The 24,928-nt window shown below is 72.5% G+C and carries 22 protein-coding genes and 1 pseudogene; 13 read left to right on the top strand and 10 right to left on the bottom strand.

Annotated elements, in window-relative coordinates; all coding sequences use genetic code 11:
• Positions 1-75: 75 nt before the first annotated feature.
• The 5 genes from QQM72_RS31390 (at position 76) to QQM72_RS31370 (ending at position 5,856) form a co-directional block, all read left to right on the top strand.
• Positions 76-960, top strand: coding sequence for a hypothetical protein (locus tag QQM72_RS31390; protein WP_314224219.1), 885 nt, complete (start codon positions 76-78; stop codon positions 958-960).
• A complete protein-coding gene (locus QQM72_RS31385; protein ID WP_314224218.1) occupies positions 947-1,714 on the top strand; it encodes a class F sortase in 768 nt (255 codons plus the stop codon). The genes QQM72_RS31390 and QQM72_RS31385 overlap by 14 nt, the downstream gene beginning before the upstream one ends.
• A gap of 185 nt (positions 1,715-1,899) precedes the next feature.
• Positions 1,900-3,237 carry an ABC transporter ATP-binding protein gene (locus QQM72_RS31380; RefSeq protein WP_314224217.1) on the top strand — a complete coding sequence of 446 codons (1,338 nt, stop codon included), beginning with the start codon at positions 1,900-1,902 and terminating at the stop codon, positions 3,235-3,237.
• A gap of 132 nt (positions 3,238-3,369) precedes the next feature.
• Positions 3,370-4,758, top strand: coding sequence for an aldehyde dehydrogenase family protein (locus tag QQM72_RS31375; RefSeq protein WP_314224216.1), 1,389 nt, complete (start codon positions 3,370-3,372; stop codon positions 4,756-4,758).
• A 15-nt stretch (positions 4,759-4,773) separates the two neighbouring features.
• Entirely contained in the window at positions 4,774-5,856 is a 1,083-nt protein-coding gene (locus QQM72_RS31370; protein ID WP_314224215.1) for a Zn-dependent alcohol dehydrogenase, read from the top strand.
• A gap of 60 nt (positions 5,857-5,916) precedes the next feature.
• Here the strand turns inward: QQM72_RS31370 and QQM72_RS31365 are convergent, their stop codons facing one another.
• The 3 genes from QQM72_RS31365 to QQM72_RS31355 form a co-directional block, all read right to left on the bottom strand.
• Positions 5,917-6,936: a DMT family transporter gene (locus tag QQM72_RS31365; protein WP_314224214.1), complete on the bottom strand. Its 1,020-nt coding sequence runs from the start codon at positions 6,934-6,936 to the stop codon at positions 5,917-5,919.
• Positions 6,937-7,408: 472 nt separating this feature from the next.
• Positions 7,409-8,254 carry an ArsR/SmtB family transcription factor gene (locus tag QQM72_RS31360; protein ID WP_314224213.1) on the bottom strand — a complete coding sequence of 282 codons (846 nt, stop codon included), beginning with the start codon at positions 8,252-8,254 and terminating at the stop codon, positions 7,409-7,411.
• A 34-nt stretch (positions 8,255-8,288) separates the two neighbouring features.
• Positions 8,289-8,930 carry a TetR/AcrR family transcriptional regulator gene (locus tag QQM72_RS31355; protein WP_314224212.1) on the bottom strand — a complete coding sequence of 214 codons (642 nt, stop codon included), beginning with the start codon at positions 8,928-8,930 and terminating at the stop codon, positions 8,289-8,291.
• 100 nt (positions 8,931-9,030) lie between these two features.
• On the opposite strand from QQM72_RS31355, the gene QQM72_RS31350 reads away from it, so the two are divergent.
• The 3 genes from QQM72_RS31350 (at position 9,031) to QQM72_RS31340 (ending at position 11,244) form a co-directional block, all read left to right on the top strand.
• Complete coding sequence (locus QQM72_RS31350; protein WP_314224296.1) at positions 9,031-10,182, top strand: acyl-CoA dehydrogenase family protein; 1,152 nt, start codon at positions 9,031-9,033, stop codon at positions 10,180-10,182.
• A gap of 75 nt (positions 10,183-10,257) precedes the next feature.
• Positions 10,258-10,545: a YiaA/YiaB family inner membrane protein gene (locus QQM72_RS31345; RefSeq protein WP_190148644.1), complete on the top strand. Its 288-nt coding sequence runs from the start codon at positions 10,258-10,260 to the stop codon at positions 10,543-10,545.
• Between the two features lie 72 nt (positions 10,546-10,617).
• On the top strand, positions 10,618-11,244 hold the full coding sequence (locus QQM72_RS31340; RefSeq protein WP_314224211.1) for a TetR/AcrR family transcriptional regulator: 627 nt from the start codon (positions 10,618-10,620) through the stop codon (positions 11,242-11,244).
• Positions 11,245-11,261: 17 nt separating this feature from the next.
• Here QQM72_RS31340 and QQM72_RS31335 read toward each other — a convergent pair whose 3' ends face one another.
• Positions 11,262-11,723, bottom strand: coding sequence for a MaoC family dehydratase (locus QQM72_RS31335; protein ID WP_314224210.1), 462 nt, complete (start codon positions 11,721-11,723; stop codon positions 11,262-11,264).
• Between the two features lie 130 nt (positions 11,724-11,853).
• Here QQM72_RS31335 and soxR point away from each other — a divergent pair, with 130 nt between their 5' ends.
• Positions 11,854-12,381, top strand: a complete 528-nt coding sequence (soxR, locus tag QQM72_RS31330) for a redox-sensitive transcriptional activator SoxR (RefSeq protein WP_314224209.1) — start codon at positions 11,854-11,856, stop codon at positions 12,379-12,381.
• 157 nt (positions 12,382-12,538) lie between these two features.
• Here the strand turns inward: soxR and QQM72_RS31325 are convergent, their stop codons facing one another.
• The 3 genes and pseudogenes from QQM72_RS31325 to QQM72_RS31315 all read right to left on the bottom strand — a co-directional run bounded on the left by QQM72_RS31325 (position 12,539) and on the right by QQM72_RS31315 (position 14,832).
• Complete coding sequence (locus QQM72_RS31325; protein WP_314224208.1) at positions 12,539-13,606, bottom strand: RNA ligase (ATP); 1,068 nt, start codon at positions 13,604-13,606, stop codon at positions 12,539-12,541.
• Between the two features lie 123 nt (positions 13,607-13,729).
• A pseudogene (locus QQM72_RS31320) lies at positions 13,730-14,047 on the bottom strand (3-keto-5-aminohexanoate cleavage protein); the annotation flags it as partial.
• 182 nt (positions 14,048-14,229) lie between these two features.
• Positions 14,230-14,832 (bottom strand): hypothetical protein, encoded by a 603-nt coding sequence (locus QQM72_RS31315; protein ID WP_314224207.1) that lies wholly within the window; start codon positions 14,830-14,832, stop codon positions 14,230-14,232.
• Between the two features lie 210 nt (positions 14,833-15,042).
• On the opposite strand from QQM72_RS31315, the gene QQM72_RS31310 reads away from it, so the two are divergent.
• Positions 15,043-17,829, top strand: coding sequence for a penicillin acylase family protein (locus QQM72_RS31310; RefSeq protein ID WP_314224206.1), 2,787 nt, complete (start codon positions 15,043-15,045; stop codon positions 17,827-17,829).
• A gap of 57 nt (positions 17,830-17,886) precedes the next feature.
• Here QQM72_RS31310 and QQM72_RS31305 read toward each other — a convergent pair whose 3' ends face one another.
• Positions 17,887-19,167, bottom strand: coding sequence for a serine-threonine protein kinase (locus tag QQM72_RS31305; RefSeq protein WP_314224205.1), 1,281 nt, complete (start codon positions 19,165-19,167; stop codon positions 17,887-17,889).
• A gap of 222 nt (positions 19,168-19,389) precedes the next feature.
• On the opposite strand from QQM72_RS31305, the gene QQM72_RS31300 reads away from it, so the two are divergent.
• From QQM72_RS31300 to QQM72_RS31290, 3 genes are all read left to right on the top strand, one after another.
• Complete coding sequence (locus QQM72_RS31300) at positions 19,390-20,154, top strand: SDR family oxidoreductase (RefSeq protein WP_314224204.1); 765 nt, start codon at positions 19,390-19,392, stop codon at positions 20,152-20,154.
• 2 nt (positions 20,155-20,156) lie between these two features.
• Positions 20,157-21,824 carry an AMP-binding protein gene (locus tag QQM72_RS31295; RefSeq protein WP_399079379.1) on the top strand — a complete coding sequence of 556 codons (1,668 nt, stop codon included), beginning with the start codon at positions 20,157-20,159 and terminating at the stop codon, positions 21,822-21,824.
• A 75-nt stretch (positions 21,825-21,899) separates the two neighbouring features.
• Positions 21,900-22,493 (top strand): TetR/AcrR family transcriptional regulator, encoded by a 594-nt coding sequence (locus tag QQM72_RS31290; RefSeq protein WP_020128252.1) that lies wholly within the window; start codon positions 21,900-21,902, stop codon positions 22,491-22,493.
• A 58-nt stretch (positions 22,494-22,551) separates the two neighbouring features.
• Here QQM72_RS31290 and QQM72_RS31285 read toward each other — a convergent pair whose 3' ends face one another.
• Positions 22,552-23,766, bottom strand: a complete 1,215-nt coding sequence (locus QQM72_RS31285; RefSeq protein ID WP_314224202.1) for an acyl-CoA dehydrogenase family protein — start codon at positions 23,764-23,766, stop codon at positions 22,552-22,554.
• 5 nt (positions 23,767-23,771) lie between these two features.
• On the bottom strand, positions 23,772-24,803 hold the full coding sequence (locus tag QQM72_RS31280; RefSeq protein ID WP_314224201.1) for a phosphotransferase family protein: 1,032 nt from the start codon (positions 24,801-24,803) through the stop codon (positions 23,772-23,774).
• Positions 24,804-24,928 lie beyond the last annotated feature (125 nt).

Raw genomic sequence — 24,928 nt, 5'->3', positions numbered from 1 at the left:
GTGGGCGCCGATGTGAAAGAGAGTCAGGTGCAAGAGCGATTTGTATGAAAATCGTCCTGACTCGGAGGAATGCGCATGTCCAGCTCGACGCTCCCGTCCGCCCTCGGCTCCCGCCTCGGCGTCACGGCTCTCACGGTGCTCGCCGCGGCGGGGTTCACCTGCCTCTCGGCACCGTCCGCCGTTGCCGTGGGGGAGGCCGGCGACATCAGGATCCACCGCGAGCAGGTCCCCCCGGGCGTCTCGAAGGACGACCCGGTGGCCTGCCGCTTCTACCTCGACGCCGCCAACTTCGGCGAGCTGCAGACCGTCGCCTACACCATCAAGGCGCGGCCCCCGGCCCCCGACACCGCCACCGTCTCCGGCAACATCACCCTGACCCAGGGGGCCGGGCACACCGACACCCTGGGGCTGGCCGAGGGGTCGTACACGCTCGAGTGGACCATCACTCCCCCGGTCGCCTCGCCCAAGGTGAAGGTCTTCAAGATCAACTGCCCTGAGCGCCAGCGCGAGGGGAACGGCAGCCCGAACCGGCCGATCACGGACGACGGCCGCGAGGCCGGCGGGCCGAACGGCCAGAACGGCGGCGGCCAGAACGGCGGCGGCCAGAACGGCGGCGGCCAGAACGGCGGCGGCCAGAACGGCGGCGGCCAGAACGGTGAAGGCCAGAACGGCACCACGCAGGGCGCCGGCGGGCGGGAAGGCGGAACAACGCAGAGCGCCGGCGGCCAGAACGGCAGCTCGCAGGGCGCCGGCGGGCGGGAAGGCGCAACGCAGGGCGGCTCCCCCTGGAGCGGCGAGAAGGGCGGCCCGGAGGGCGGCGTGCACGCGGGCGGCGGCGGTCTCGCCGACACCACGCGGGCCTTCACCCCGCTGGCCGGAGCCGCGGCCGTCGCCCTGGTGGCCGTCGGTGGAGTCGCCTACTTCCGCCTGATCCGCCGGCGCACCCATGGTGCCGCGTAGGCGCGTACGCAGGCCCTGGCACCGGACCCGCGCCTACCGCCTCACCAGGACGGCCGTGCTCGCGGTCGTCCTGGTGACGGTCGGAGTCCGGTGCGGGGGGCACGACGGCCCGGCCACGGCGGCCCGGGCCGGGGAGGTGGCGTCCGGCGGGGCGCAGGCCGCCCCGGCCCCCGGGGGCGACGCCGACGAGGGCCGGACGGCGGGGAGCAAGGCGTCGAAGAGACCGGGATCCCCGCCCCGCCCGCTGTCCCGGTCCCCGGCGACCACCCTGCGCGTGCCCTCCCTGGGCATCGACGCGCCGATCGTGCCGCTCCGGCTCGGCCCGGACCGGCACCTCGGGACACCCCCGCTCGACCGGCCGAAACTGGTGGGCTGGTACGCGGGCGGCCCCACACCCGGGGAGCGGGGCACCGCCATCGCCGTGGGCCACCGCGACACCAAGACCGGCCCGGCGGTTTTCGCGGGCCTCGCGCGCGTGGCCCGGGGCGCCCGGATCGAGGCCCGGCGCGCCGACGGCCGCACGGCCGTCTACACCGTGGACCGGGTGCGCGTCTTCGACAAGGCCACCTTCCCCGACAAGGAGGTGTACGGCCCGACCCGCCGCCCCGAGCTGCGCATCCTCACCTGCGGGGGCCTCTTCCGGCACCCGACCGGATACACCAGCAACGTCGTCGTCTTCGCCCATCTGACGGCGACCCGCCGACCCCCGGCCGTCGCCGCGCCGGGCCCCGGCCACGGGGCCGACGCCCGCTGAACCAGGCAGTCCGGTTTCTCACCAGTCGGACGGGGGAGTCCGATCCTGGCCTGTCTCTTCCCCCGGGTGCGCACAGTCCGTTAACTTCCGTGACTCACAAGCCGCGTTCGGCCCGCACGGGGCAGGTCGGACGACGGAGCACCGGCCGGGCCGGCCCGGCACACGAGTTTCCGGGGACACTTCTCATGACACGCGCCATCTCGTTGCACGACGTCAGCAAGGTCCACACCCGGGGCGTCCGGGTCGTGGACCGGCTGTCGCTGGACATCGCGCCCGGCGAGTTCCTGGTCCTGCTCGGCCCCTCCGGCTGCGGCAAGTCCACCGTGCTCCGCATGATCGCCGGCCTGGAGCACATCACCGAGGGCGAGTTACGGCTCGACGGCGAGTACGCCAACGACCTGGCGCCCTCGGGCCGGGACATCGCGATGGTCTTCCAGAACTTCGCGCTGTACCCGAACATGACCGGCCGCGACAACATCGGCTTCCCGCTGCGCATCGAGGCCCCCGGCGCCGACCCGGGCCCCCGTGTGGACGCCACCGCCCGGATGCTCGGCATCGAGGAGCTCCTCGACCGCTTCCCCGGCCAGCTCTCCGGCGGCGAACGCCAGCGCGTCGCCATGGGCCGGGCCATCGCCCGGCACCCCTCCGCCTTCCTGATGGACGAGCCGCTGTCCAACCTCGACGCCAAGCTCCGCAACCATCTGCGGGCCGAGACAGCCAAGCTGACCCGGCAGCTGGGCGTCACCACGGTCTACGTCACGCACGACCAGTCCGAGGCCATGTCGCTCGGCGACCGGGTCGCCGTACTGCGCGGCGGAGTCCTCCAGCAGGTGGGCACCCCGCGGTCCGTCTACGCCCTGCCCCGCAACATCTTCGTCGCCGCGTTCATCGGCACCCCGCGCATCAACCTCCTGCGCGGCCTGGTCCGCGCCCCGCTCGACGGAGCCATGACGATCAACCTGGGCAAGCAGGCGCTGCGGCTGCCCGAGCCCCACTCCCTGGACCACAAGCTGCTGCGCGTGCAGCAGGGCCGGGAGGTGATCGTCGGGCTGCGCTCGGAGGCGGTCCGTATCGCCACGCCCGCCGACGCCCGGCCCGGCGAGACGCACATCACCGGCCTGGTGGAGCACGTGGAGTTCCAGGGGCACGAGGTGCTCGTCCACTTCAACACCGGCTCCCGGCCCGCGGTCGTGCCGGAGCTGGAGGCGCCCCGCCCCGTTCGGCGCCCGCCCCGGCGGCGCCGCCGCGAGGGCGGGGTCCTGGACCGGCTGCGCAAGGGCGCGGGCGGCCCGCGGACCGGCGCGGTCGACGTGCTGGACGAGCCGTCGCCGCGGGAAGGGCCGCCCGCGTCCCCGGAGGCCCGCCCGCTCGGCGACCTCGTCGTGCGCACGACCCCCGACTTCGACCTCCGTCACGGGATGCAGGTCCCGCTTCTCGTCGACATCGCCCATCTCTTCGTCTTCGACCAGCACGGCGAGCGCATCAGCCCGGCTCCGGCCCGGCTGCCGGACCTCGACGAGTGAGGAGGCGTCCCGAGGCGTCCGCGGTCCGGTGCCCCGCGCGTTCCGAGTCCTTCACCCGTCGTCCTCTGGTGCCCGAAAACTAACAGCGCTAGTTTAGGTCGCGGACGACGACGCCCGCCCGAAGGGAACGCGATGAAGGCACATGACGGCATCTATCTCGACGGCGCCTGGCGCCCGGCCGCGGGCCGGGACGTGATCGAGGTTGTCGACCCGGTGGGAGAGCAGGTGATCGCCCGGGTCCCGGCTGGCGACGCCGTCGACGTCGACGCCGCCGTACGGGCCGCCCGCGCCGCGCTGCCGGGCTGGGCCGCGACCCCGCCCGCCGGGCGCGCGGCCCGGCTGACCGCGCTCCGGGACGTCCTGGCGGCCCGCAAGGACGAGATCGCCGAGACGGTCACCGCCGAACTCGGCTCGCCCCTGGCCTTCTCCCAGGCCGTCCACGCGGCGGTGCCGATCGCGGTCGCGGGCTCCTACGCCGAGCTGGCCGCGACCCACCCCTTCGAGGAGAAGGTCGGCAACTCGACCGTGTTCCAGGAGCCGATCGGCGTGGTCGGCGCCATCACCCCCTGGAACTACCCGCTGCACCAGATCGTGGCCAAGGTCGCCCCGGCCCTCGCCGCCGGCTGCACGGTGGTCCTGAAACCCGCCGAGGACACCCCGCTGACCGCCCAGCTCTTCGCCGAGGCGGTCCACGAGGCGGGCGTCCCGGCGGGCGTCCTCAACCTCGTCACCGGACTCGGTCCGGTCGCCGGCCAGGCCCTGGTCGAGCATCCCGGCGTCGACCTGGTGTCCTTCACCGGCTCCACGGCCGTGGGCAGGCGGATCGCGGCGACGGCGGGCGCGGCCGTGAAGAAGGTGGCCCTGGAACTCGGCGGCAAGTCGGCCAACGTCATCCTGCCGAGCGCCGACCTCGCCCGGGCGGTCAACGTCGGTGTCGCCAACGTGATGTCCAACTCCGGCCAGACGTGCAGCGCCTGGACCCGGATGCTCGTCCACCGCGACCGGTACGACGAGGCGGTCGAGCTCGCCGCGGCGGCGGCGGCCAAGTACGCCGACCGCATCGGCCCCGTCGTCAACGCCGCACAGCGCGACCGCGTGCGGGGGTACATCGAGAAGGGTGTCGCCGAGGGCGCGCGGCTGGTCGCGGGCGGCCCCGACTCCCCGCGTGAGCAGGGCTACTTCGTCAGCCCCACGGTCTTCGCCGACGTCACCCCCGGCATGGCCGTCGCCCAGGAGGAGATCTTCGGCCCCGTCCTGTGCGTCCTGCGCTACGAGGACGAGGAGGACGCCCTGCGGATCGCCAACGGCACGGTCTACGGGCTGGCGGGCGCCGTCTGGGCCGGTGACGAGGCGGAGGCGGTGGCCTTCGCCCGCCGGATGGAGACCGGTCAGGTCGACATCAACGGCGGCCGCTTCAACCCGCTCGCGCCGTTCGGCGGCTACAAGCAGTCGGGTGTCGGCCGCGAGCTCGGCGCCCACGGCCTCGCCGAGTACCTCCAGACCAAGTCCCTCCAGTTCTAAGGGAGTCAACCGAACATGGCTGTCCGCGCCGCCGTACTCCCCGCCATCGGAGCTCCCTTGGAGATCAGGGAGATCGTCCTTGCGGACCCCGGCCCCGGCCGGGTCCGCGTCCGGCTCGCCGCCGCCGGGGTCTGTCACTCCGACCTGTCCCTGTCCGACGGCACCATGCGGCTGCCGCTCCCCGCGGTCCTGGGCCACGAGGGCGCGGGCACGGTCGTCGCCGTCGGCGAAGGGGTCGAACACCTGGCACCCGGCGCCGGTGTCATCCTCAACTGGGCTCCTTCCTGCGGAAGCTGCCACCCCTGCACGCTCGGCGAGGTCTGGCTGTGCGTGAACGCCCTCAACGGGGCCGCTGACGTGTACGCCCGCACGACGGACGGCACGGACCTCCACCCCGGTCTGAACGTCGCCGCCTTCGCCGAGGAGACCGTCGTCCCGGCCTCCTGCGTGCTGCCCCTGCCGGACGGCATCCCGCTCGCCGACGCGGCCCTCCTCGGCTGCGCCGTCCTCACCGGCTACGGCGCGATCCACCACTCCGCGCGGGTCCGCCCCGGCGAGACGGTCGCCGTCTTCGGCGTCGGCGGGGTCGGCCTCGCCACCCTCCAGGCGGCCCGGATCGCCGGCGCCTCGACGATCGTCGCCGTCGACGTCTCCCCGGAGAAGGAGGAACTGGCCCGGGCGGCGGGCGCCACGGAGTACGTGGTCGCCTCCGAGCGGACCGCCCGCGAGATCCGCGCCCTCACCGGCAAGCAGGGGGTCGACGTGGCCGTCGAGTGCGTGGGCCGCGCGGTCACCATCCGGACGGCCTGGGAGTCGACCCGGCGCGGCGGCCGCACCACGGTCGTCGGCATCGGCGGCAAGGACCAGCAGGTCACCTTCAACGCCCTGGAGATCTTCCACTGGGGCCGCACCCTCGCCGGCTGCGTCTACGGCAACTGCGACCCGGCGAAGGACCTCCCGGTCCTCGCCGACCACGTCCGGGCGGGCCGTCTCGACCTGAGCGCCCTGGTGACGGAGCGCATCGCCCTGGAGGACATCCCGGGGGCCTTCGACAACATGCTGGCGGGCAAGGGAGGGCGTGCGCTGGTGATGTTCTGACGGTGGCCCCGCTCCGGCGCCATCGGCGCGCCCCGGCGCTCTCGGCCCGTCCGGGGGCTCTCAGCCCGTCCGGGGTCCGACCTCCCGGTCGGGCCCCGGCGCCGGAACGTCCTGCCCCGCTTCGCCACCCTGCGCCGCTTCCGCCCCCGGCGTCACCTCCGGCTCCTGCGCCGACGGGGTGCGCGGCGCACGCGGCCTCGACCGCGACACGGCCACACCCGCCAGGCACAGCAGCCCACCGGCCAGGGTGAGCAGCCCCGGCACCTCGCCCAGCGCGAGCCACGACATCAGGACGACCAGTGCGGGCACGGCGTACGTGGTCGCGCCCATGCGGCTCGCGGTCGTCCGGGCCAGCGCGTACGCCCACGTGGTGAAGGCGAGCGCGGTCGGGAAGACGCCCAGGTAGACCATGTTGAGCGTCGCGGAGACCGGCGCGTCGGCCGCCTCGTGGACCAGTTGCCCCGCGAACGGCAGACACACCACCGTCCCGATGACGCATCCGAACGTCGTCACCTGGAGCGCGGTCGCCCGGCCCAGGGCGGGCTTCTGGGCGACGACCCCGCCCGCGTAACCGAAGGCGGCGAGCAGACACAGCACCACCCCGAGCACCGACGATCCGCCCTCGCCCGACATCGACAGCCCCACCGCGACCGCGCCCGCGAACGACACGGCCATCCCCGCCAGCAGCCGCGGCGGCATCACGTCCCCGAGCAGCCGTGCGCCGAGCAGGGCGATGAGGATCGGCCCGATGTTCACCACCAGCGCCGCCGTCCCCGCGTCCACCTGCTGCTCACCCCAGTTGAGCACCACCATGTAGAAGCCGAACCACAGCACGCCCGACACGGCGATCCCGCGCCAGGCGGCCCGCGGCGGCCACCCCGCGCGCAGCACGGCGCAGATGACCCCCAGCACCAGCGCCCCGGAGGCCAGCCGCCCGAGCGCCAGCGCCCCGGGCGAGTACGCGTCACCCGCACTGCGGATCGACACGAAGGCCGAGGCCCACAGCACGACGGTCACGGTGGCCGCACCGGCGGCGAGCAACTGGGTACGACGTTCGGAACGCCGGGGGCTGTTCATCATGGTCCTCAGGCTAGGAAGGGACGCGGGCCGAAAGCTCGCGGATTTCGGACGAGAGACCGAGGGGCCGCAGGGCCGGCGGTCGGGGGCCGTGGGGCTGGGCGGCCGCCGTGAGGCCATGGGGCTCGGCGGGGCCGTGGGCTGCGCGGCCGCCGTGAGGCCGTGGGGCTCGGCGGGGCCTTGGGGCTGCGGGGCCGCAGGGCCGGCGGTCGAGGGGTCGGGGGCCGTGGGGCTGCGGGTCCGCAGGGCCGGCGGTCGAGGGGGCGGGGGCCGTGGGGCTGCGCGGCCGCCGTGAGGACGTGGGGCTCGGCGGGGTCGTGCGGCCGTAGGGCCATGAGACGGAGGGTCGGCGTCGGCTCTCCGAGGCGCGGCCGGGGTCGCGGCCGCACCCTGCGGGCAGGCGGGTGCGGCAAGCGAGCGAGGGTCGCGCCGCTCACCGCGTGCGGGTCGGGGAGGCCGGGGCGCCTCGTGCGGGTCAGCGCAGCGACCCCGCCTCGATGCCCAGCAGTTCGGCCAGTGCCCGTTCGCCCGCCGCCGTCACCTTCACGGCCCGCTCGGAGCCGATCCGCACGCACCATCCCGCGTCGAGGGCGTGCCGGCACAGGGCCGCGCCCGCCGCACCCGCCAGATGTGGGCGGCGCTCGGTCCAGTCGAGGCAGGCGCGGGCGAGCGGCCGGCGGGTCGTGCGGTCGAGCGCGATGCCACTGACCTCGAACCACCGCAGCCCGGCCTCGGTCAGCAGGAACCCGGTGGCCCGTTCCCTGGACGCCGATGACGCCGGTGACCCCGCCGGTGCACCCGGTCCGCTCGCCACCGGCCCCGCCTGCGCCCCGTCGGTCCGTCCCCCCGGCTCGCTCGCCGCGCTCAGCAGTCCGTGTGCGGTGAGCGCGTCGGTGACGGCGATGCCGAGCCGGCCGGCGAGGTGGTCGTAGCAGGTCCGGCCGCGGGCCATCGCCGATCCCGCGCTCGCGGCGCGCAGGGTGCGCGGCCGGTGGGCGCGGTGCGGGGCGACCTGGCCGGCCAGGTCCTCCACGAGCTGGGCGATCCGGGTGTCGGCGAGCCGTACGTACCGGTGCCGCCCCTGCCGTTCCTCGGCCAGCAGCCCGCCCCCGACCAGCTTGCCCAGGTGCTCGCTCAGCGTCGACGGGGCCACGCCCGCGTGCCGGGCCAGCTCACCGGCTGTCCACGCCCGGCCGTCGAGCAGCGCCAGCAGACAGACGGCCCGCGTCTCGTCGGCGACGAGTCCGGCGAGGGCGGCCAGCCCCGGCGCCCGTACGTCCCTGTCGTGCCCGGTGTCCGTGATGCTCACGTGTTCCAGCATGCGCGACGGACGCTTCGGTGGCCGCCGAACCGTGCTAGCCGTGCCGGGCCAGCTGCTCGAACTGCTGGGAGAGCCCGTCCAGCAGTGCCGTCAGCCCGGTTTCGAACGCCCGGTCGTCGATCTTCTCCTGCCGCTCGGCGAGGAGGTGGGCCTGTCCGAGGTGCGGGTAGTCGGCGGGGTCGTAGGCGCTCACGTCGTCGACGAAGCCGCCGGCGAACGAGCCGAGCGCGGAGCCCATGACGAAGTACCGCATCAGCGCGCCGATGGAGGTGGCCTGCGCGGGCGGCCATCCCGCGCGGACCATGGCGCCGTACACCGCGTCGGCGAGCCGCAGCCCGGCCGGCCGGCGGCCGGGGCCCCGGGCGAGCACCGGGACGATGTTCGGGTGGTCGCGCAGGGCGGCGCGGTAGGAGACGGCCCAGTCGCGCAGCGCGGTCCGCCACTCCCGGCCGTCCTCGAACATCGACAGGTCGACCTGCGCGCTCACCGAGTCGGCGACGGCCTCCAGGATCTCGTCCTTCGTGCGGAAGTGGTTGTACAGCGAGGGTCCGCTCACCCCCAGCTCGGCGGCGAGCCGCCGCGTGGAGACGGCCGGCAGGCCCTCCGCGTCCACGAGCGTCCGTGCGGTCTCGACGATCCGGTCGGTGCTGAGAAGGGGCTTGCGCGGTCGGGCCATGGCGCACATAGTAGGGCTGCGGAACGAAAACTAGCAGTGCTAATTTAAACGGCAATCGTGAAGCGGTCCTGAAGGCCTTCCTCTGTGAGGTGATCTCGTGGTGAATCTGGCACTCGGCGAGGAGCAGGAGGCCGTCCGGCGGCTCGCCAAGGACTTCGTGGACCGCGAGGTCACCCCGCATGTCGTCGCCTGGGACCGTGCCGAGGACATCGACCGGTCCCTGGTCAAGAAGCTCGGCGGGGTCGGCTTCCTCGGCCTGACGATCGACGAGGAGTACGGCGGCTCGGGCGGCGACCACCTCACGTACTGCCTGGTCACGGAGGAGCTGGGCCGCGGGGACTCGTCCGTGCGCGGGATCGTGTCCGTCTCCCTCGGGCTGGTCGCGAAGACCGTCGCCGCCTGGGGGAGCGAGGAGCAGAAGCGGCGCTGGCTGCCGGGACTGACGTCCGGCGAGTACGTCGGCTGCTTCGGCCTCACCGAGCCCGGCACCGGCTCGGACGCCGGCAACCTCGGCACCCGCGCGGTCCGTGACGGCGACTCCTACGTCATCAACGGCACCAAGATGTTCATCACGAACGGCACCTGGGCCGACGTGGTCCTGCTCTTCGCCCGCTCCACGGACGCGCCCGGCCACAAGGGCGTCTCCGCGTTCCTCGTCCCCACCGACACCCCGGGCCTGAGCCGCCGCGCGATCCACGGCAAGCTCGGCCTGCGCGGCCAGGCGACCGCCGAACTCGTCCTGGACGACGTCCGGGTCCCCGCCTGCGCGATGCTCGCGCCCGAGGGCAAGGGCTTCTCCGTCGCGATGTCGGCGCTGGCCAAGGGCCGCATGTCGGTCGCGGCCGGCTGTGTCGGCATCGCGCAGGCCGCCCTGGACGCGGCGGTGCGGTACGCGGGCGAACGCGAGCAGTTCGGCAAGCCCATCGCCCACCACCAGCTGGTCCAGGAACTGATCAGCGACATCGCGGTCGACGTGGACGCGGCCCGCCTGCTGACCTGGCGGGTCGCCGACCTGATCGACCGGGGCCTGCCCTTCGCCACCGAGTCCTCCAAGGCCAAGCTCTTCGCCTCGGAGGCCGCCGTCCGCGCCGCCAACAACGCCCTCCAGGTCTTCGGCGGCTACGGCTACATCGACGAGTACCCGGCGGGCAAGCTCCTGCGCGACGCCCGCGTGATGACCCTCTACGAGGGCACCAGCCAGATCCAGAAGCTGCTCATCGGGCGGGCGCTGACGGGGGTTTCGGCGTTCTGAGCCGGAGCGCCCTGAGTACGTGTCTGAGTAGGTGCGCGGATGTGGCGCGGACCCCCTGCGCCGAAGCTTGTCCCCATGAGTGACACACCGGTCAAGCACCAGAGCACGGCGGCGTTCTACGGACAGGCCGTCGCTTCCTTCGGCATCGCCATCGCGGCCACCGCCATCGGCATCTACAACCTCCACACCGACGCCTGGGTGCGCGGCTTCCTGGCGATCGCCGTCCTGTACCTCGTGACCTCCGCCTTCACGCTGGCGAAGGTGATCCGCGACCGCCAGGAGGCCGGGCAGATCGTGAGCCGGGTGGACCAGGCCCGCCTGGAGAAGCTGCTCGCCGACCACGACCCCTTCGAGAAGATCTGAGCAGGCACGCTAAGCGGCCGCTCACCTTCGGCGGTATGGTGTAGCTCCTGTACCGAGAGGGGCGAACGAGCGATGAGTACGGCGGAGGAGACGGCCGGCGGCGAGATCGAGCCGTGGGAAGAGGTCACCCCTGACGCGGCCCGGCGACTGCTGGTCGCGGCCGTGGAGGCCTTCGCCGAGCGCGGCTACCACGCGACGACGACCCGCGACATCGCGGGCCGCGCGGGTATGAGCCCGGCCGCCCTGTACATCCACTACAAGACCAAGGAAGAGCTGCTCCACCGCATCAGCCGGATCGGCCACGACCGCGCGCTGGGCATTCTGCGCTCGGCGGCCGCCGGCGAGGGCGACGCCACCGGGCGCCTCGCGGACGCCGTGAGCTCCTTCGTCCGCTGGCACGCCGGGCGGCGCACCACGGCACGGGTCGTGCAGTACGAACTGGACGCGCTCGGCCCCGACGCCCGTGCCGAGATCCTCGACCTGCGCCGCCAGGTCGACGCCGAGGTGCGCGGGATCATCGAGGACGGCGTGGCGAGCGGCGAGTTCGACGTGCTGGACGTGCACGGGACGACCCTCGCCGTCCTGTCCCTCTGCATCGACGTGGCCCGCTGGTTCAACGTGGACGGCCCCCGCACACCCGACCAGGTCGGCGCGCTGTACGCCGACCTCGTGCTGCGGATGGTGGGCGCGGCGAAGTAGCGCCCGGCGGGGGCGCCCTACAGGTAGTAGCGGGACACCGACTCCGCCACGCACACGGGCTTGTCCCCGCCCTCGCGCTCCACGGTGAAGGCGACGGCCACCTGGACGCCGCCGGTGACGTCCTCGACGCCGGTGATCGTCGCGGTGGCGCGCACGCGCGAGCCGACGGGTACCGGGGCGGGGAAGCGGACCTTGTTCGTCCCGTAGTTGACGCCCATCTTCACGTTCTCGACCTTGATCAGCTGCGGGCCGAAGAGCGGCAGCAGGGAGAGCGTCAGATAGCCGTGCGCGATGGTGGTGCCGAAGGGGCCGGCGGCGGCCTTCTCGGCGTCGACATGGATCCACTGGTGGTCCCCGGTGGCCTCCGCGAAGAGGTCGATCCGCTTCTGGTCGACCTCCAGCCAGTCGGTGTACCCCAACTGCTCGCCCACCGCCGCCTTCAGGTCGTCGGCGGACGTGAAGATCTTCGGCTCTGCCATGTCTGCGGCCCTCTCGCGTCACCAGCTGCCCATGTCACCGTGCCATAGGTCTAAGCGACTGCTTAGCATGGTCGGATGCCGGGCCGATGTCAACGGACCCGTGGGCGAGGCCATGGGTAGGCTTTCCGGGGTGCCCCAGATTCCCGAGAAGATCCACGAGCTCACGGTCGGCCAGCTCGCCGCGCGCAGCGGCGCCGCCGTCTCGGCCCTGCACTTCTACGAGACGAAGGGGCTGATCAGCAGCCGTCGTACGGCGGGCAACCAGCGCCGCTACCACCGCGACACGCTGCGTCGTGTCGCCTTCGTCCGCGCGGCGCAACGCGTCGGCATCCCGCTGGCCACGATCCGCGAGGCCCTCGCCGAACTCCCCGAGGAACGCACCCCTACCCGTGAGGACTGGGCCCGTCTCTCCGCGACGTGGCGCGCGGAGCTGGACGAACGCATCAAGCAGCTCAACCGGCTCCGCGACCACCTCACCGACTGCATCGGCTGCGGCTGCCTGTCCCTCGCCACCTGCGTCCTGTCCAACCCGGACGACGCCTTCGGCGAACGGGGTTCCGGCTCACGACTGCTGGTGGAGAAGAAGGCGGGCGAGAAGAAGGCGGTCGAGCAGCGGCCCGAGGGGCAGCGGGAGGAGAAGGCGGCCGGCTGCTGCTGAGCGGCGCCGCGCGGCCGCCCCGGCACCTCCCGTACGTCCGGTGCGTCGGGCGTCTCCGGTGTGTCCGGTGCGTCGGGCGCCTCCCGCGCGTCGAGGGCACTCCCTCACTCCCGTCTGCCCGCGCGCCGCCGCACCTCGCTGACGGGCGTCCGGTTCCTCACTCGTACTCGGTTCCGCCCTTGCGGGTCAGATACGCACCGCTCACCGCCTTGGCGATCGCCCGTCCCCCCGTCACCGGGCTGTACCGCTCGACGGCCGGCCGGATCACCACGCCCTCGCGCAGGTGCAGCCCGCGTCCGGACACCGTCTCGCGGCCGGTCGCGATCTCCAGCACCCGCTCGCTGTCGTACGGACCCTCGAACAGGCGCGGCACGAGGGGCAGTTCGCCGTCCAGCAGCTCCGCCGCGTCCAGCCAGCGCACCACGCCGTCGATCTCGGCGGACACGTCGAACACCGCGTATCCGAGGCTGTCGCGTCGGCCGTCCGCGCCGTACGTCAGGTCCTGCACGCCCGCTCCGTAGACCTCGGCGAAGACACCGATCCGGCGCGCGCCCAGCCGCTCGGCGAGACGGGCCGCCGCCTCGGGGACGCCATGGCCGCGTACGGCCCGCCAGTACAGGTTCCTCGGATCCTCCGTCAGGGCGAGGGACTTCGAGCCGAAGCCCTTCGAGGAGACGTACACCCGTTCCTCGTCGGCGACATACGTCAGCAGGCACGCCGAGCCGTGCAGTTTCTCGGTCAGGATCACCGGCTCGCCGGGTTCGAAGATGCCGGGGTAGCGCTGGATGTTCTCGATGTCGACCCAGGGCAGCAGATCAGGCGCCGCCTCGACGTCGCCGCTCATGGTCGGCGGGATGGGCGGCACCCACTTGACGATGCCCAGCCGCTCCGCGAAGTCCGTGCCCTCCGCGGCGGCCAGCGCCAGGTCGACGTCCGCCAGCGCCTCGGGCCGGCACACGATCCCCTGAGACAGCTCGCCCCGCAGCCGCACCGCCTTCACCCGGTCCGACCTGCTGCCCGCCAGCCGCCCGGTCAGCCCCAGTTCCGCGACGAGTCCGGTGGGGAGCACCGACTGCTCGGGGATGTACAGGGCGGCCTCGCCGGTGCGGTACGCGCCCTTGGCGACGACGGCCCGGTACAGGCCGACCTGCGCCAGTTCGAGGGCGTCGGCGTTGGGGTGTTCGTGGACGGTCAGCACTTCGGCGGTGACGCGCAGCGTCGACATGAGGGCTCCTTCAAGTCCTGCGGGGCATGGCTCGGTTGGGTTTCATCCCCCCAACTCTCCCCGCCGGAAAGGGATGGAGCGACCCGATTATCGGCTGGTAGCGTCCCCCTCCGGTCGGCGGACTCACCCGTGCCGGGACAGCGCGTCCACCACCAACCGGGCGTTGGACAGGGCCCGTTCGCCGTTCGGAAGGGCCAGTGTGTCCTCCAGGCCCACTCGGGTCGGCAGGCCCAGCCGCGCCGCCAGCCGTAGTACCGGCCACGCGCCGCCGTCCTCCCCGTGCGGCAGGATCGGACGGCCGAACGCGGTGCCGAGCTCGGTCAGCAGAGCGTGTGCGGTCGACTCGGCCGTGTCCGGGGCGGTGTCCGTCACCTCCGCGAGCACCCGCAGCACCGACGGCCACTGACAACGGCCTCGGTCAACGGCGTCGGCTGACGGCCACTGACAACGGCCTCGGTCGACGGCGTCGGCCGACGGTGGCGGTCAACGCCTCGGCCGGCGGTGGCGACCGACCGCGTCGGTCGGCGGCACCGGCAAAAACCGGGGGTGCGGCATCCCCGGCGCACCCCCGCCGTGCTCTCAGGCCGGCCGGGGGCCGACCTTGGGCAGAGCTCGGGCCGGTGTCAGGCGGACACCAGCAGTCGTCCGCTCCTGGCGTACGCCAGGGCCTCGGGCGTGAGCACGGGGCGCGGTACGAGAATTCCGCAGTCCGCGCAGACCGGGCCGGCCGACGGTTCGTGATCCAGGTCGTACTTCCACGGCAGTCGCTCGCCGCCGCACACCGGGCAGCCGGAACCCGGTGCGCGCTCCAGCGCGGCGATCAGCTTGCGCAGCACGCCGGCCAGCGGCTCACGGGGGTGGAGCCGCGGGTCGTCGCACCAGGCGACGCCGAAGCCGCCCCAGGTCAGCCGGTGCCAGTCGTCCACACTGCCGGGCCTGCGCAGCCCGTCGTGCTTCTCCTTCTTGCGGCGCTCGGCGAACTCGACCTCGTAGGCCAGCCACACCGCCCGCGCCTCCTCCAGCTCGTCCAACGCGGCCACGAGCCGCGCCGGATCGGGGGAGCGGTCCTCCGGACCGAACCCGGCCCGGGAACACAGGTGGTCCCAGGTCGCGCGGTGTCCGTAGGGGGCGAACCGCTCAAGGCACTTGCGCAGTGAGTACCGCCGCAGTGCCAGATCGCACCGGGGGTCTCGCACCTGTCTCGCCAGACTCCGGAAACCGGCCATCGCCTTGCACCTCCGTCACATCTGCATCTGCACTTCGGTCACTTCGGCGTCGTCGTACGGACGTCGTCGAATAGACGTATCGACATGCGATTCGGCTCCCTCCGATTTCCGAGGACCTCCACCTGTCGAAAACTTGACGCATGTTCATCTTCAATCCCGGGGATACCGGCGGTAACCTTCCGCCGACCCCCCCGTCGCTAGGAGCAGCCGATGCCACGGCGAACCCCCCGCTTCACTCTCGACAGACTGAGAACTCCCGGCAGATTCCCCGGGTTCCTGAAGACAGCCTCCGTATGCGCGCTGATCGCCGGTCTTTTGTCGCCGCTTTCCCAAGTGGCGGCAGCCGCCGAGGTCACGGCGGCGAACGACTACTGCGGCGGCCAGTGTTCCGACATCCTGCCGCCCGGCGAGAACGGCAACGCCACCCTGGCGCAGATCCTCCTCAACCAGGCCTTCGGCACCCAGCCCGAGCACGCCGAGGACCAGCTCGGCCCCTACGCCAACCTGGCCAAGGGCTACCCCACGCTCACCAACGCCACGATCAACACGTTCTTCAACGACGCGTCGTTCGGTGTCGCCTCCGATCAAGTCGCCTCCACCCTGAGTCCCGCGGGCCGCAGCGACGTGACGATCGTCCGCGACAAGAAGACGGGCGTACCGCACATCACCGGTACCACCAGATACGGCACCGAGTTCGGCGCCGGGTATGCGGCGGCCCAGGACCGGCTGTGGCTCATGGACGTCTTCCGGCACGTCGGCCGTGGCCAGCTCACCGCCTTCGCGGGCGGCGACCCCTCCAACCAGGGTCTTGAACAGCAGTTCTGGCGCAACGCTCCGTACACCGAGGCAGACCTCCAGGCCCAGATCGACAACGCGGTGGCCAACAACGGCACTCGAGGCCAGCAGGCCCTCGCCGACGCCAACGCCTACCTGGCCGGCATCAACGCCTACATCGACGCCTCCGACAGCGGCCGCTACTTCCCCGGTGAATACGTCCTGACCGGCCACAAGGACTCAATCACCAACGCGGGCACCATCGACCACTTCAAGATCACCGACCTGGTGGCGCTGGCCTCGGTCATCGGAGCGCTCTTCGGCTCGGGCGGCGGCGGCGAGGTCGACAACGCGGTGTCGCTGCTCGCCGCGCAGGAGAAGTACGGGGTGGCACAGGGCACCCAGGTCTGGGAGGCGTTCCGCGAGCGCAACGACCCCGAGGCCGTGCTCACCGTCCACGACGGCCAGAGCTTCCCCTACGCCACCAAGCCCGCGAGCCCGCAGGGCGAGGCACTGCCCGACACCGGTTCGGTGGCCTCGGAGCCGCTGATCTACGACGCCACGGGCACCGGGGGCGACGCCACAGCGACCGCCACCTCCGCCAGGGCGACCGCGACCGCCCTCGGCTCGGCCAGGCGCGGCATGTCCAACGCCCTCGTGGTCAGCGGCCAGGCCACCGCGAGCGGCCACCCGATCGCCGTCTTCGGCCCGCAGACCGGCTACTTCGCCCCGCAGCTGCTCATGCTCCAGGAGATCCAGGGCCCGGGCATCAGCGCCCGCGGCGCCTCCTTCGCGGGTCTGAGCATGTACGTCGAACTGGGCCGCGGCCAGGACTACGCGTGGAGCGCCACGACCTCCGGCCAGGACATCATCGACACCTACGCGGTCGAACTCTGCCAGGACGACTACCACTACCTGTACCACGGCACCTGCACGGCCATGGACGTGGTGGAGCAGAAGAACGCCTGGAAGCCCACCACCGCCGACGGGACGGCCGCCGGTTCGTACACGATGCGCGTGTACCGCACCAAGTACGGTCCGGTGGAGTACCGGGCGACCGTGGGCGGCAAGAAGGTCGCCTACACGACCCTGCGCTCGTCCTTCATGCACGAGGCCGACTCGATCATCGGCTTCCAGATGCTGAACGACCCGGACTACGTGAAGAGCCCGCAGACCTTCCAGAGCGCGGTGCAGCACATCAACTACACCTTCAACTGGTTCTACGCCGACTCCACGCACACCGCGTACTACAACAGCGGTGACAACCCGGTACGGGCGAGCGGCGTCGACGCCGAGTTCCCGGTGTGGGCGCAGTCGGCGTACGAGTGGAAGAGCTGGGTGCCGGCCACCAACACGGCCGCGTACACCCCGGCCTCGGCGCACCCCAACTCCATCGACCAGGACTACTACGTCTCCTGGAACAACAAGCAGGCCAAGGACTACTCGACGGCCTCCTGGGGCGACGGTTCCGTGCACCGCGGAAACCTGCTCGAGGACCGGGTGAAGAAGCTGGTCGCGGCCGGCGGCGTCACGCGCGCGTCCCTGACGAAGGCGATGGCGGAGGCGGCCCTCGCCGACCTGCGCGCCGAGGACGTCCTGCCCGACCTGCTGAAGGTGATCAACAGCTCCACGGTCACCGACTCCACGGCCGCTGCCGCGGTGACCAAGCTACAGACCTGGCTGACGGCGGGCGGCAGGCGGACGGAGACGACGGCCGGTTCCAAGACGTACGCCGACGCCGACGCGATCCGCATCCTGGACGCCTGGTGGCCGCTGCTGGTGAAGGCCGAGTTCGAACCCGGCCTCGGCACCGGCCTGTACACGGCGTTCACCGCGAACCTGCCGGTCGACGAGGCTCCGTCGGCCGCCCACGGCCCGACCGGGGCGCACGCCGGAAGCTCCTTCCAGTACGGCTGGTGGAGTTATGTCGACAAGGACATCCGGGCCGTGCTCGGCGAGTCGGTGCAGGGCGCGCTGCCCCAGAAGTACTGCGGCAGCGGCACCGTCAGCAGCTGCCGGGACATCCTCATCAGCACCCTGAAGACGGCGGCCGGCAAGACCGCGGCCCAGGTCTACCCCGGCGACACCCTGTGTGCGGCGGGCAACCAGTGGTGCGCCGACTCGATCGTCCAGCGCACCCTGGGCGGCATCAAGCACGGCAACATCAGCTGGCAGAACCGGCCCACCTTCCAGCAGGTGGTGGAGTTCACGTCACACCGCTAGTCACGTCACACCGGTAGTCACGTCACACCGTCGGTCCCTGCGGCGGCGGGTCGCGTCCTAGCGGATCCGGCCCGCCGCCAGCACCAGCCGCGCCAGCTCGGGGTGCACGATGTCACTGTGCGCCCCGGCCGGCGCCCCGCCGCGCCGGACCACCGCCGCCGCGTCGACGTTCACGCACCCCGACGTCGGCAGTGGGCGGGACAGCGCGTCGGCCAGCACGCGCGCGTGCGTGCCCGGCACGGCCTGCACCCCGTCGTGCCCCAGAGCGCCCCACCTGGCGCCCAGCACCTCCCCGACGAGCCCCTGAGCGTCGCCCGCCATCCGCGAGGCCAGCGGGTACATCGTGCTCAGCGCCTGGTCGAACCGTGAGTAGCAGCACACCAGGGGGCCGTCGATCCGGTTCTGCTGGCCCTGGAGCACCCCTCGCGGGGCGAACGCGTAGTGCGAGAAGGCCCCTTGGAGCAGCGTCACGGACTTCACCGTGCGCACCCCGTCGGGCAGCCCCCGCAGCGCGAACGACACCAGCCGCCCGCCGAAGCTGTGCCCCACCAGATGTACCCGAAGGGCCGGCGCCACCGTCGCCAACCGTCCTACGAGCGGCCCGAGTCCACGCTCGCCGACCGTCCCGGCGCGCCGCTTCATCGCGTAGTACGTCGCCTGCCGCAGCAGCTCGTGCGCCCCGTCCCACGGGTCGGGCAGCGCGAACTCCCCGGCCCCCGGTGCAGATTCGAGGCCGGACAGGGCCCGCGCGAACTGCTCGCAGGCCACCGCCGTCGGGCAGACGAACATCTCCGGCTCGTCCTGCGGCACACCCTCCGCCAGCGTGTCCGCCCCGAACAGAGCCTGCGGACCCGGCGGCACCACGTCCACCAGCAGCCGCACCAGCCGGCCGAACTCCTCCAGCTCGGCCTCCTCGGGCGGCCGCTGCTCCAGCAGCCGTGCGATCCGGTCGACCACCGTGGCCCGGCCGGGGAACGTCTCGAGGAGCGCGTGCCGGGTGTCCCCGTCCAGGGCCGGGCGCCGGGTCTCCTCGGCCGCCGCCGAGCGCGGCAGGTCGGGGATCGGCTCGTCCGAGAACCGCATCGACGGCCACACCACGCCCACGTAGCCGATGCGCGCCGCCGGGGCCAGCGCGGGGATCGGGGCGAAGAAGCGGCTGTAGAGCCGGGTCGCGCCGGAACGGTCGCTGTTCCAGCCGTGCGCGAAGACGATCAGGTCACGCACACCGCTCCGCTTCACCTCGGCCAGCAGCCGGTCCCGCCGGACGCCGTCGGCGTCCCCGTCGGCGTCGAAGGTCAGCTCCCAGTAGGGAGTCACGCTCATCGCCGGATCCGCCATGACAGGCCCCCTCGTCCCCCGAGCGGTGCGCCAAGTGCGCGTATCGTCCTGCGAACGGGGGCAATTGGCCATACGTCACGGCTCATCCGTACAAGAGGCAATCCGGCCCCGTCCGCCGGAACGGGGCCGAGCCGATCGCGGGCACCCCTTCCGTCGCAACATACCGACTGGTTAGTCTGGCGGCAGAGCCGATTCGTGCCGCAGTCGCGTCGAAGGAGACCGATGGTGGAAGCCGTGCAGGATGCCGGAGTGGTCGTGACCGGAGCGGGAGGCGGTATCGGGGCCGCGCTGGCCCGCCGCTTCGCCGCCGAGGGAGCGCGTGTCGTCGTCAACGACCTGGACGCGGACCGGGCGCACGCCGTCGCCGACGAGATCGGCGGGATCGCGGTCCCCGGCGACGCTTCCGAGATCGTCGACCGGGCCCGGGAGGCGCTCGGCGGCACCGTCGACGTGTACTGCGCCAACGCCGGAGTCGGCTCGGGCGGCTCGGAGGCGGCCGGGGAGGCCGTCTGGGCGCTCGCCTGGGACGTCAACGTCATGGCCCATGTCCGCGCGGCCCAGGCGCTGCTCCCGGACTGGCTGGAGCGCGGCCGGGGCCGGTTCGTGTCGACCGTGTCCGCCGCCGGGCTGCTCACGATGATCGGCGCCGCCCCGTACAGCGTGACCAAGCACGGCGCGTACGCCTTCGCCGAGTGGCTGTCGCTGACCTACCGCCACCGGGGGGTCAAGGTCCACGCGATCTGTCCCCAGGGCGTGCGCACCGACATGCTGGACGCCACCGGCAGCGCGGGCGACCTGGTGCTCAAGCCGACCGCGATCGAGCCGCAGGACGTGGCGGACGCCCTGTTCAAAGGCATCGCGGAGGACCGCTTCCTGATCCTGCCGCACCCCGAGGTCGCCGGGTACTACCAGGTGCGGGCCCAGGACCCCGACCGCTGGCTGACGAACATGAACCACCTCCAGCAGAAGTGGGAGACCGCCGAATGACCGTGTCCGCCTCCCGTTACGCGGCCAAGCCCTGGGTGGCCCTCCTCGACGAGGCCCAGCGCGCCCCGATCGACCCCGCCGACTCCCTCGTGCACGCCTTCCGCAGGTCCGTCGCCGAGGCCCCCGACCGCACCTGCCTCGCCTACTTCGACGGGCGGCTCGGCTACCGCGAGGTGGACGAACTCAGCGACTCCGTGGCCGGTCACCTCGCCGCCCGCGGCCTGGAGCCCGGCGACCGGGTCGCCGTGCTGCTCCAGAACTCCCCGCTCTTCGTCATCGCCCTGCTCGGCGCCTGGAAGGCGGGCGCGACCGTCGTCCCCGTCAACCCGATGTACAAGTCGGGCGAGGTCGCCCACGTCCTGCGGGACGGCGAGGTGGCCGCGCTGATCTGCTCCGACCGGGCCTGGGAGTCGTATCTGCGGGAGACGGTCGCCGACTCGCCGGTGCGGATCGTGCTCACCGGCTGCGAGCTGGACTTCCAGACCCGCGGCGACGCGCGCGTGCTGACCTTCGAGCGGCTCCCGCCGGCGCCGGACACCGACGATCTCACCGCCGTCGCCCGCGCCGGCCACGAGGCCCCCGAGGGCCGCGAGGCCGCCCCCGGCGACATCGCCCTGATCAGCTACACCTCGGGCACGAGCGGCGCGCCCAAGGGCGCCACCAACACCCACCGCAACATCATGGTCAACGCCGAGCGGCAGCGCACCGGGCTGCGCCTGCCCGACGCGCCCGTCTACTACGCCCTCGCGCCGCTGTTCCACATCACCGGCATGGTCTGTCAGCTCGGCGCCTGTCTGAACAGCGCGGGGACCCTCGTCCTGACGTACCGCTTCGAGGCGGGCGTGGTGCTGGAGGCGTTCGCCGAGCACAAGCCGCACTACACGGTGGGCCCCTCCACCGCCTTCATGGCGCTGGCGGCCCACCCCGACGTCACCCGCGACCACTTCGCGTCCTTCGTGAACATCTCCTCCGGCGGCGCGCCGGTGCCGCCCGCCCTGGTGGAGAAGTTCCGGGCGGGCTTCGGGCCGTACATCCGCAACGGCTACGGACTCACCGAGTGCACCGCGCCGTGCGCCTCCGTACCGCCCCAGCTCGAGGCGCCGGTCGACCCGGCCTCCGGGACCCTCGCCGTCGGCGTGCCCGGACCCGACACGGTCGTCCGCATCGTCGACGAGCAGGGCGCGGAGGTGCCCTTCGGCGAGCAGGGCGAGATCGTCGTGCGGGGTCCGCAGGTGGTCCCCGGGTACTGGCGCCGTCCCGAGGCCACCGCCGAGACCTTCCCCGACGGCGAGCTGCGCACCGGCGACATCGGCTTCATGGACGAACAGGGCTGGCTGTACGTCGTCGACCGCAAGAAGGACATGATCAACGCGTCGGGTTTCAAGGTGTGGCCGCGCGAGGTCGAGGACGTGCTCTACACGCACCCGGCGGTGCGCGAGGCGGCCGTCGTCGGGGTGCCGGACGGCTATCGGGGGGAGACCGTCAAGGCGTACATCAGCCTGCGTCCCGGGGCCGACGCGGATGCCGATACGCTCGCGGCCTACTGCAAGGACAGGCTGGCGGCGTACAAGTATCCGCGCCAGGTGGAGATCCTGCCCGACCTGCCCAAGACGGCGAGTGGCAAGATCCTCCGTCGGGAGCTGCGCTCCCGTCCACAGGACAGTCAGTGACAATCAGCGTCAGATCAGCAGCACGACAGCCGGTACGGCTCGCCGATGCGGCATAGAGGAAGGCAGGTGGCGGCAGTGCCCAGGACGACGGACGGTGCAGAGGCCCCTGTTCCGCAGCGGCTGCTCGCCGCCGCCACCCGGCTCTTCGCCGAGCAGGGCTACGACCGGACCTCGGTGCAGGAGATCGTCGAGGCGGCAGGCGTCACCAAGGGTGCGCTGTACCACTACTTCGGCTCCAAGGACGACCTCCTGCACGAGGTGTACGCGCGCGTGCTGCGCGTGCAGCAGGAGCGGCTGGACGCCTTCGCGAACGCCGACGAGCCGATCGAGAAGCGGCTGCGCGGCGCGGCGGCGGACGTCGTCGTCACGACGATCGAGAACCTGGACGACGCGTCGATCTTCTTCCGCTCGATGCACCACCTGAGCCCCGAGAAGAACAAGCAGGTGCGGGCGGAGCGCCGGCGCTACCACGAACGCTTCCGCGCGCTCGTCGAGGAGGGCCAGGAGGCCGGTGTCTTCTCCACGGCGACCCCGGCCGACCTGGTGGTGGACTACCACTTCGGCTCCGTCCACCACCTGTCGACCTGGTACCGCCCGGACGGTTCCATGGGGCCGCAGGAGGTCGCCGACCACCTGGCGGATCTGCTGCTGAGGGCGCTGCGCCCCTGAGCGGACAAGCACACAGGTAAGGGGCGGTCACCAAGGTGACCGCCCCTTACCGCGTGTCCTACAGGTACTTCTTCAGCTCCCGCCGCGCCAGCGACCGCTGGTGGACCTCGTCGGGGCCGTCGGCGAGCATCAGGGTGCGGGCGCTCGCGTACAGCTCGGCCAGCGGGAAGTCCTGGCTCACACCGCCCGCGCCGTGCAGCTGGATCGCACGGTCGAGGATGTCGACCACCGCGCGGGGCGTCGCGATCTTGATGGCCTGGATCTCCGTGTGGGCGCCCCGGTTGCCGACGGTGTCCATCATCCAGGCCGTCTTCAGGACCAGCAGCCGCAGTTGCTCGACGGCGACCCGCGCGTCCGCGATCCAGTTCTGCACCACACCCTGCCGGGCCAGCGCCTTGCCGAAGGCGTCGCGGGAGACCGCCCGGCGGCACATCAGCTCGATCGCCCGCTCCGCCATGCCGATCAGCCGCATGCAGTGGTGGATGCGGCCGGGACCGAGCCGGGCCTGGGCGATGGCGAAGCCGCCGCCCTCCTCGCCGATCAGGTTGGTCACCGGCACCCGCGCCTGGTCGAAGACCACCTCGGCGTGACCGCCGTGGGAGTGGTCCTCGTAGCCGAACACCTTCATGGCGCGCTTGACCGTGACGCCGGGGGTGTCGCGCGGCACCAGCACCATGGACTGCTGACGGCGGATGTCGGCGCCGTCCGGGTCCGTCTTGCCCATCACGATGAAGATCTTGCAGTCCGGGTTCATCGCCCCGGAGATGTACCACTTGCGCCCGGTGACGACGTACTCGTCGCCGTCCCGCTGGATGAGCGTGGTGATGTTGGTGGCGTCGGAGGAGGCCACCTCCGGCTCGGTCATCGCGAACGCCGAGCGGATCTCCCCGGCCAGCAGCGGCTCCAGCCACTGCTTCTGCTGCCGCTCGTCACCGAACTGGGCGAGCACCTCCATGTTCCCGGTGTCCGGGGCGGCGCAGTTCAGGGCCGTCGGCGCCAACTGCGGGGAACGGCCGGTGATCTCGGCCAGCGGGGCGTACTGGAGGTTCGTCAGACCGGCGCCGTGCTCGGCGTCGGGGAGGAACAGGTTCCACAGGCCCTGGCTGCGTGCCCGCTCCTTCAGCTCCTCGACCACGGCCGGGGTGTCCCACGGTGAGGCGAGCAGCGCGCGCTGTTCCTCGGCGACGGGCTCGGCCGGGTACACGTACTCGTCCATGAAGGCGAGCAGCCTGGCGCGGAGCTCCTCGGTGCGTGCGTCGAACGCGAAGTCCATGCCGGTCAGCCTTCCTGGAGAGTGGTCAGTCCGTGCTCGATGAAGACGGGGACGAGCTCCCCGATGCGGTCGAAGCCGCGCCCGACCGTCTGGCCCAGCGTGTACCGGTAGTGGATGCCCTCCAGGATCACGGCGAGCTTGAACCAGGCGAACGCCGTGTACCAGGAGACCGCCGAGACGTCACGCCCCGAGCGGGTCGCGTACCGCTCGATCAGCTCGGCGGGCGACGGGTGGCCGGGTGCCGAGGCGGTCGTGGAGATGGGCGAGTTCGGGAGTTCCAGCGGCACGCTGTACATCACCAGCAGGCCCAGGTCGGTCAGCGGGTCTCCGAGCGTCGACATCTCCCAGTCGAGGATCGCCCGGATCGTGTCGTCGGGCCCGATCAGGACGTTGTCGAGCCGGTAGTCGCCGTGCACGACCGCCGGGGCGGGGGAGTGCGGCAGCCCACGGCCGAGCGCCGCGTGCAGCTCGTCGATCCCGGGCAGGTCCCGGCTGCGGGAGGCGTCCAGCTGCTTGCCCCAGCGGCGCAGCTGCCGGTCGAGGAAGCCCTCGGGGCGGCCGAAGTCGGCCAGGCCCACCGCGGCGGGATCCACCGAGTGCAGTTCCACCAGCGTGTCCGCCAGCGAGAGGACCGCGTCCCGGGTGCGCCGCTCGCCGAGCGGGGCTAGCTCGTCGGCGGTGCGGTAGGGGGTGCCCTCGACGAACTCCATGACGTAGAAGGGCGCTCCGGGCGCCGCCCCGTTGTCGGGGTCCTCGCACAGCAGCACCGGGCGCGGCACCGGCACGCTCGTCGGGTGCAGGGCGCTGATCACCCGGTGCTCGCGCCGCATGTCGTGCGCGGTGGCCAGGACGTGCCCGAGCGGAGGGCGCCGCACGACCCACTTCGTGCTGCCGTCGGAGACCGCGTAGGTGAGGTTCGACCGTCCGCCCTCGATCAGCCGGCCGGTGAGGGGGCCGTCGACCAGACCGGGACGCTCGCGCTCCAGCAGGGCGCGCAGCCGGTCGAGATCGAGTCCTGGCGGGTGGTCGGGGCTCATGCGCGGCTCCTGCGGACGGGACGGGTAATCAGCATGCGCACTATGATGCCGACCGGTCGGTATGCCGTCCAGTGGTCACGCCCAACGTGATCGGGGCCACGATAGGACGACGGCTCCCCGGGCGG

The sequence above is a fragment of the Streptomyces zaehneri genome, assembly GCF_032248645.1.
Classification (GTDB): domain Bacteria; phylum Actinomycetota; class Actinomycetes; order Streptomycetales; family Streptomycetaceae; genus Streptomyces; species Streptomyces coriariae.
This window is presented reverse-complemented; position numbering and strand designations above follow the sequence as displayed.

What these genes read in the sequence shown, in the direction of transcription:
- QQM72_RS31360 (WP_314224213.1), bottom strand. Translation starts at nt 8,254, where the DNA reads ATGCTGGAACACGTGAGCATCACGGACACCGGGCACGACAGGGACGTA.
- QQM72_RS31365 (WP_314224214.1), bottom strand. Translation starts at nt 6,936, where the DNA reads ATGATGAACAGCCCCCGGCGTTCCGAACGTCGTACCCAGTTGCTCGCC.
- QQM72_RS31285 (WP_314224202.1), bottom strand. Translation starts at nt 23,766, where the DNA reads ATGGACTTCGCGTTCGACGCACGCACCGAGGAGCTCCGCGCCAGGCTG.
- QQM72_RS31355 (WP_314224212.1), bottom strand. Translation starts at nt 8,930, where the DNA reads ATGGCCCGACCGCGCAAGCCCCTTCTCAGCACCGACCGGATCGTCGAG.
- QQM72_RS31380 (WP_314224217.1), top strand. Translation starts at nt 1,900, where the DNA reads ATGACACGCGCCATCTCGTTGCACGACGTCAGCAAGGTCCACACCCGG.
- QQM72_RS31385 (WP_314224218.1), top strand. Translation starts at nt 947, where the DNA reads ATGGTGCCGCGTAGGCGCGTACGCAGGCCCTGGCACCGGACCCGCGCC.
- QQM72_RS31315 (WP_314224207.1), bottom strand. Translation starts at nt 14,832, where the DNA reads ATGGCCGGTTTCCGGAGTCTGGCGAGACAGGTGCGAGACCCCCGGTGC.
- QQM72_RS31340 (WP_314224211.1), top strand. Translation starts at nt 10,618, where the DNA reads ATGAGTACGGCGGAGGAGACGGCCGGCGGCGAGATCGAGCCGTGGGAA.
- QQM72_RS31345 (WP_190148644.1), top strand. Translation starts at nt 10,258, where the DNA reads ATGAGTGACACACCGGTCAAGCACCAGAGCACGGCGGCGTTCTACGGA.
- QQM72_RS31390 (WP_314224219.1), top strand. Translation starts at nt 76, where the DNA reads ATGTCCAGCTCGACGCTCCCGTCCGCCCTCGGCTCCCGCCTCGGCGTC.
- QQM72_RS31325 (WP_314224208.1), bottom strand. Translation starts at nt 13,606, where the DNA reads ATGTCGACGCTGCGCGTCACCGCCGAAGTGCTGACCGTCCACGAACAC.
- QQM72_RS31305 (WP_314224205.1), bottom strand. Translation starts at nt 19,167, where the DNA reads ATGGCGGATCCGGCGATGAGCGTGACTCCCTACTGGGAGCTGACCTTC.
- QQM72_RS31370 (WP_314224215.1), top strand. Translation starts at nt 4,774, where the DNA reads ATGGCTGTCCGCGCCGCCGTACTCCCCGCCATCGGAGCTCCCTTGGAG.
- QQM72_RS31335 (WP_314224210.1), bottom strand. Translation starts at nt 11,723, where the DNA reads ATGGCAGAGCCGAAGATCTTCACGTCCGCCGACGACCTGAAGGCGGCG.
- QQM72_RS31375 (WP_314224216.1), top strand. Translation starts at nt 3,370, where the DNA reads ATGAAGGCACATGACGGCATCTATCTCGACGGCGCCTGGCGCCCGGCC.
- QQM72_RS31310 (WP_314224206.1), top strand. Translation starts at nt 15,043, where the DNA reads ATGCCACGGCGAACCCCCCGCTTCACTCTCGACAGACTGAGAACTCCC.
- QQM72_RS31300 (WP_314224204.1), top strand. Translation starts at nt 19,390, where the DNA reads ATGGTGGAAGCCGTGCAGGATGCCGGAGTGGTCGTGACCGGAGCGGGA.
- QQM72_RS31280 (WP_314224201.1), bottom strand. Translation starts at nt 24,803, where the DNA reads ATGAGCCCCGACCACCCGCCAGGACTCGATCTCGACCGGCTGCGCGCC.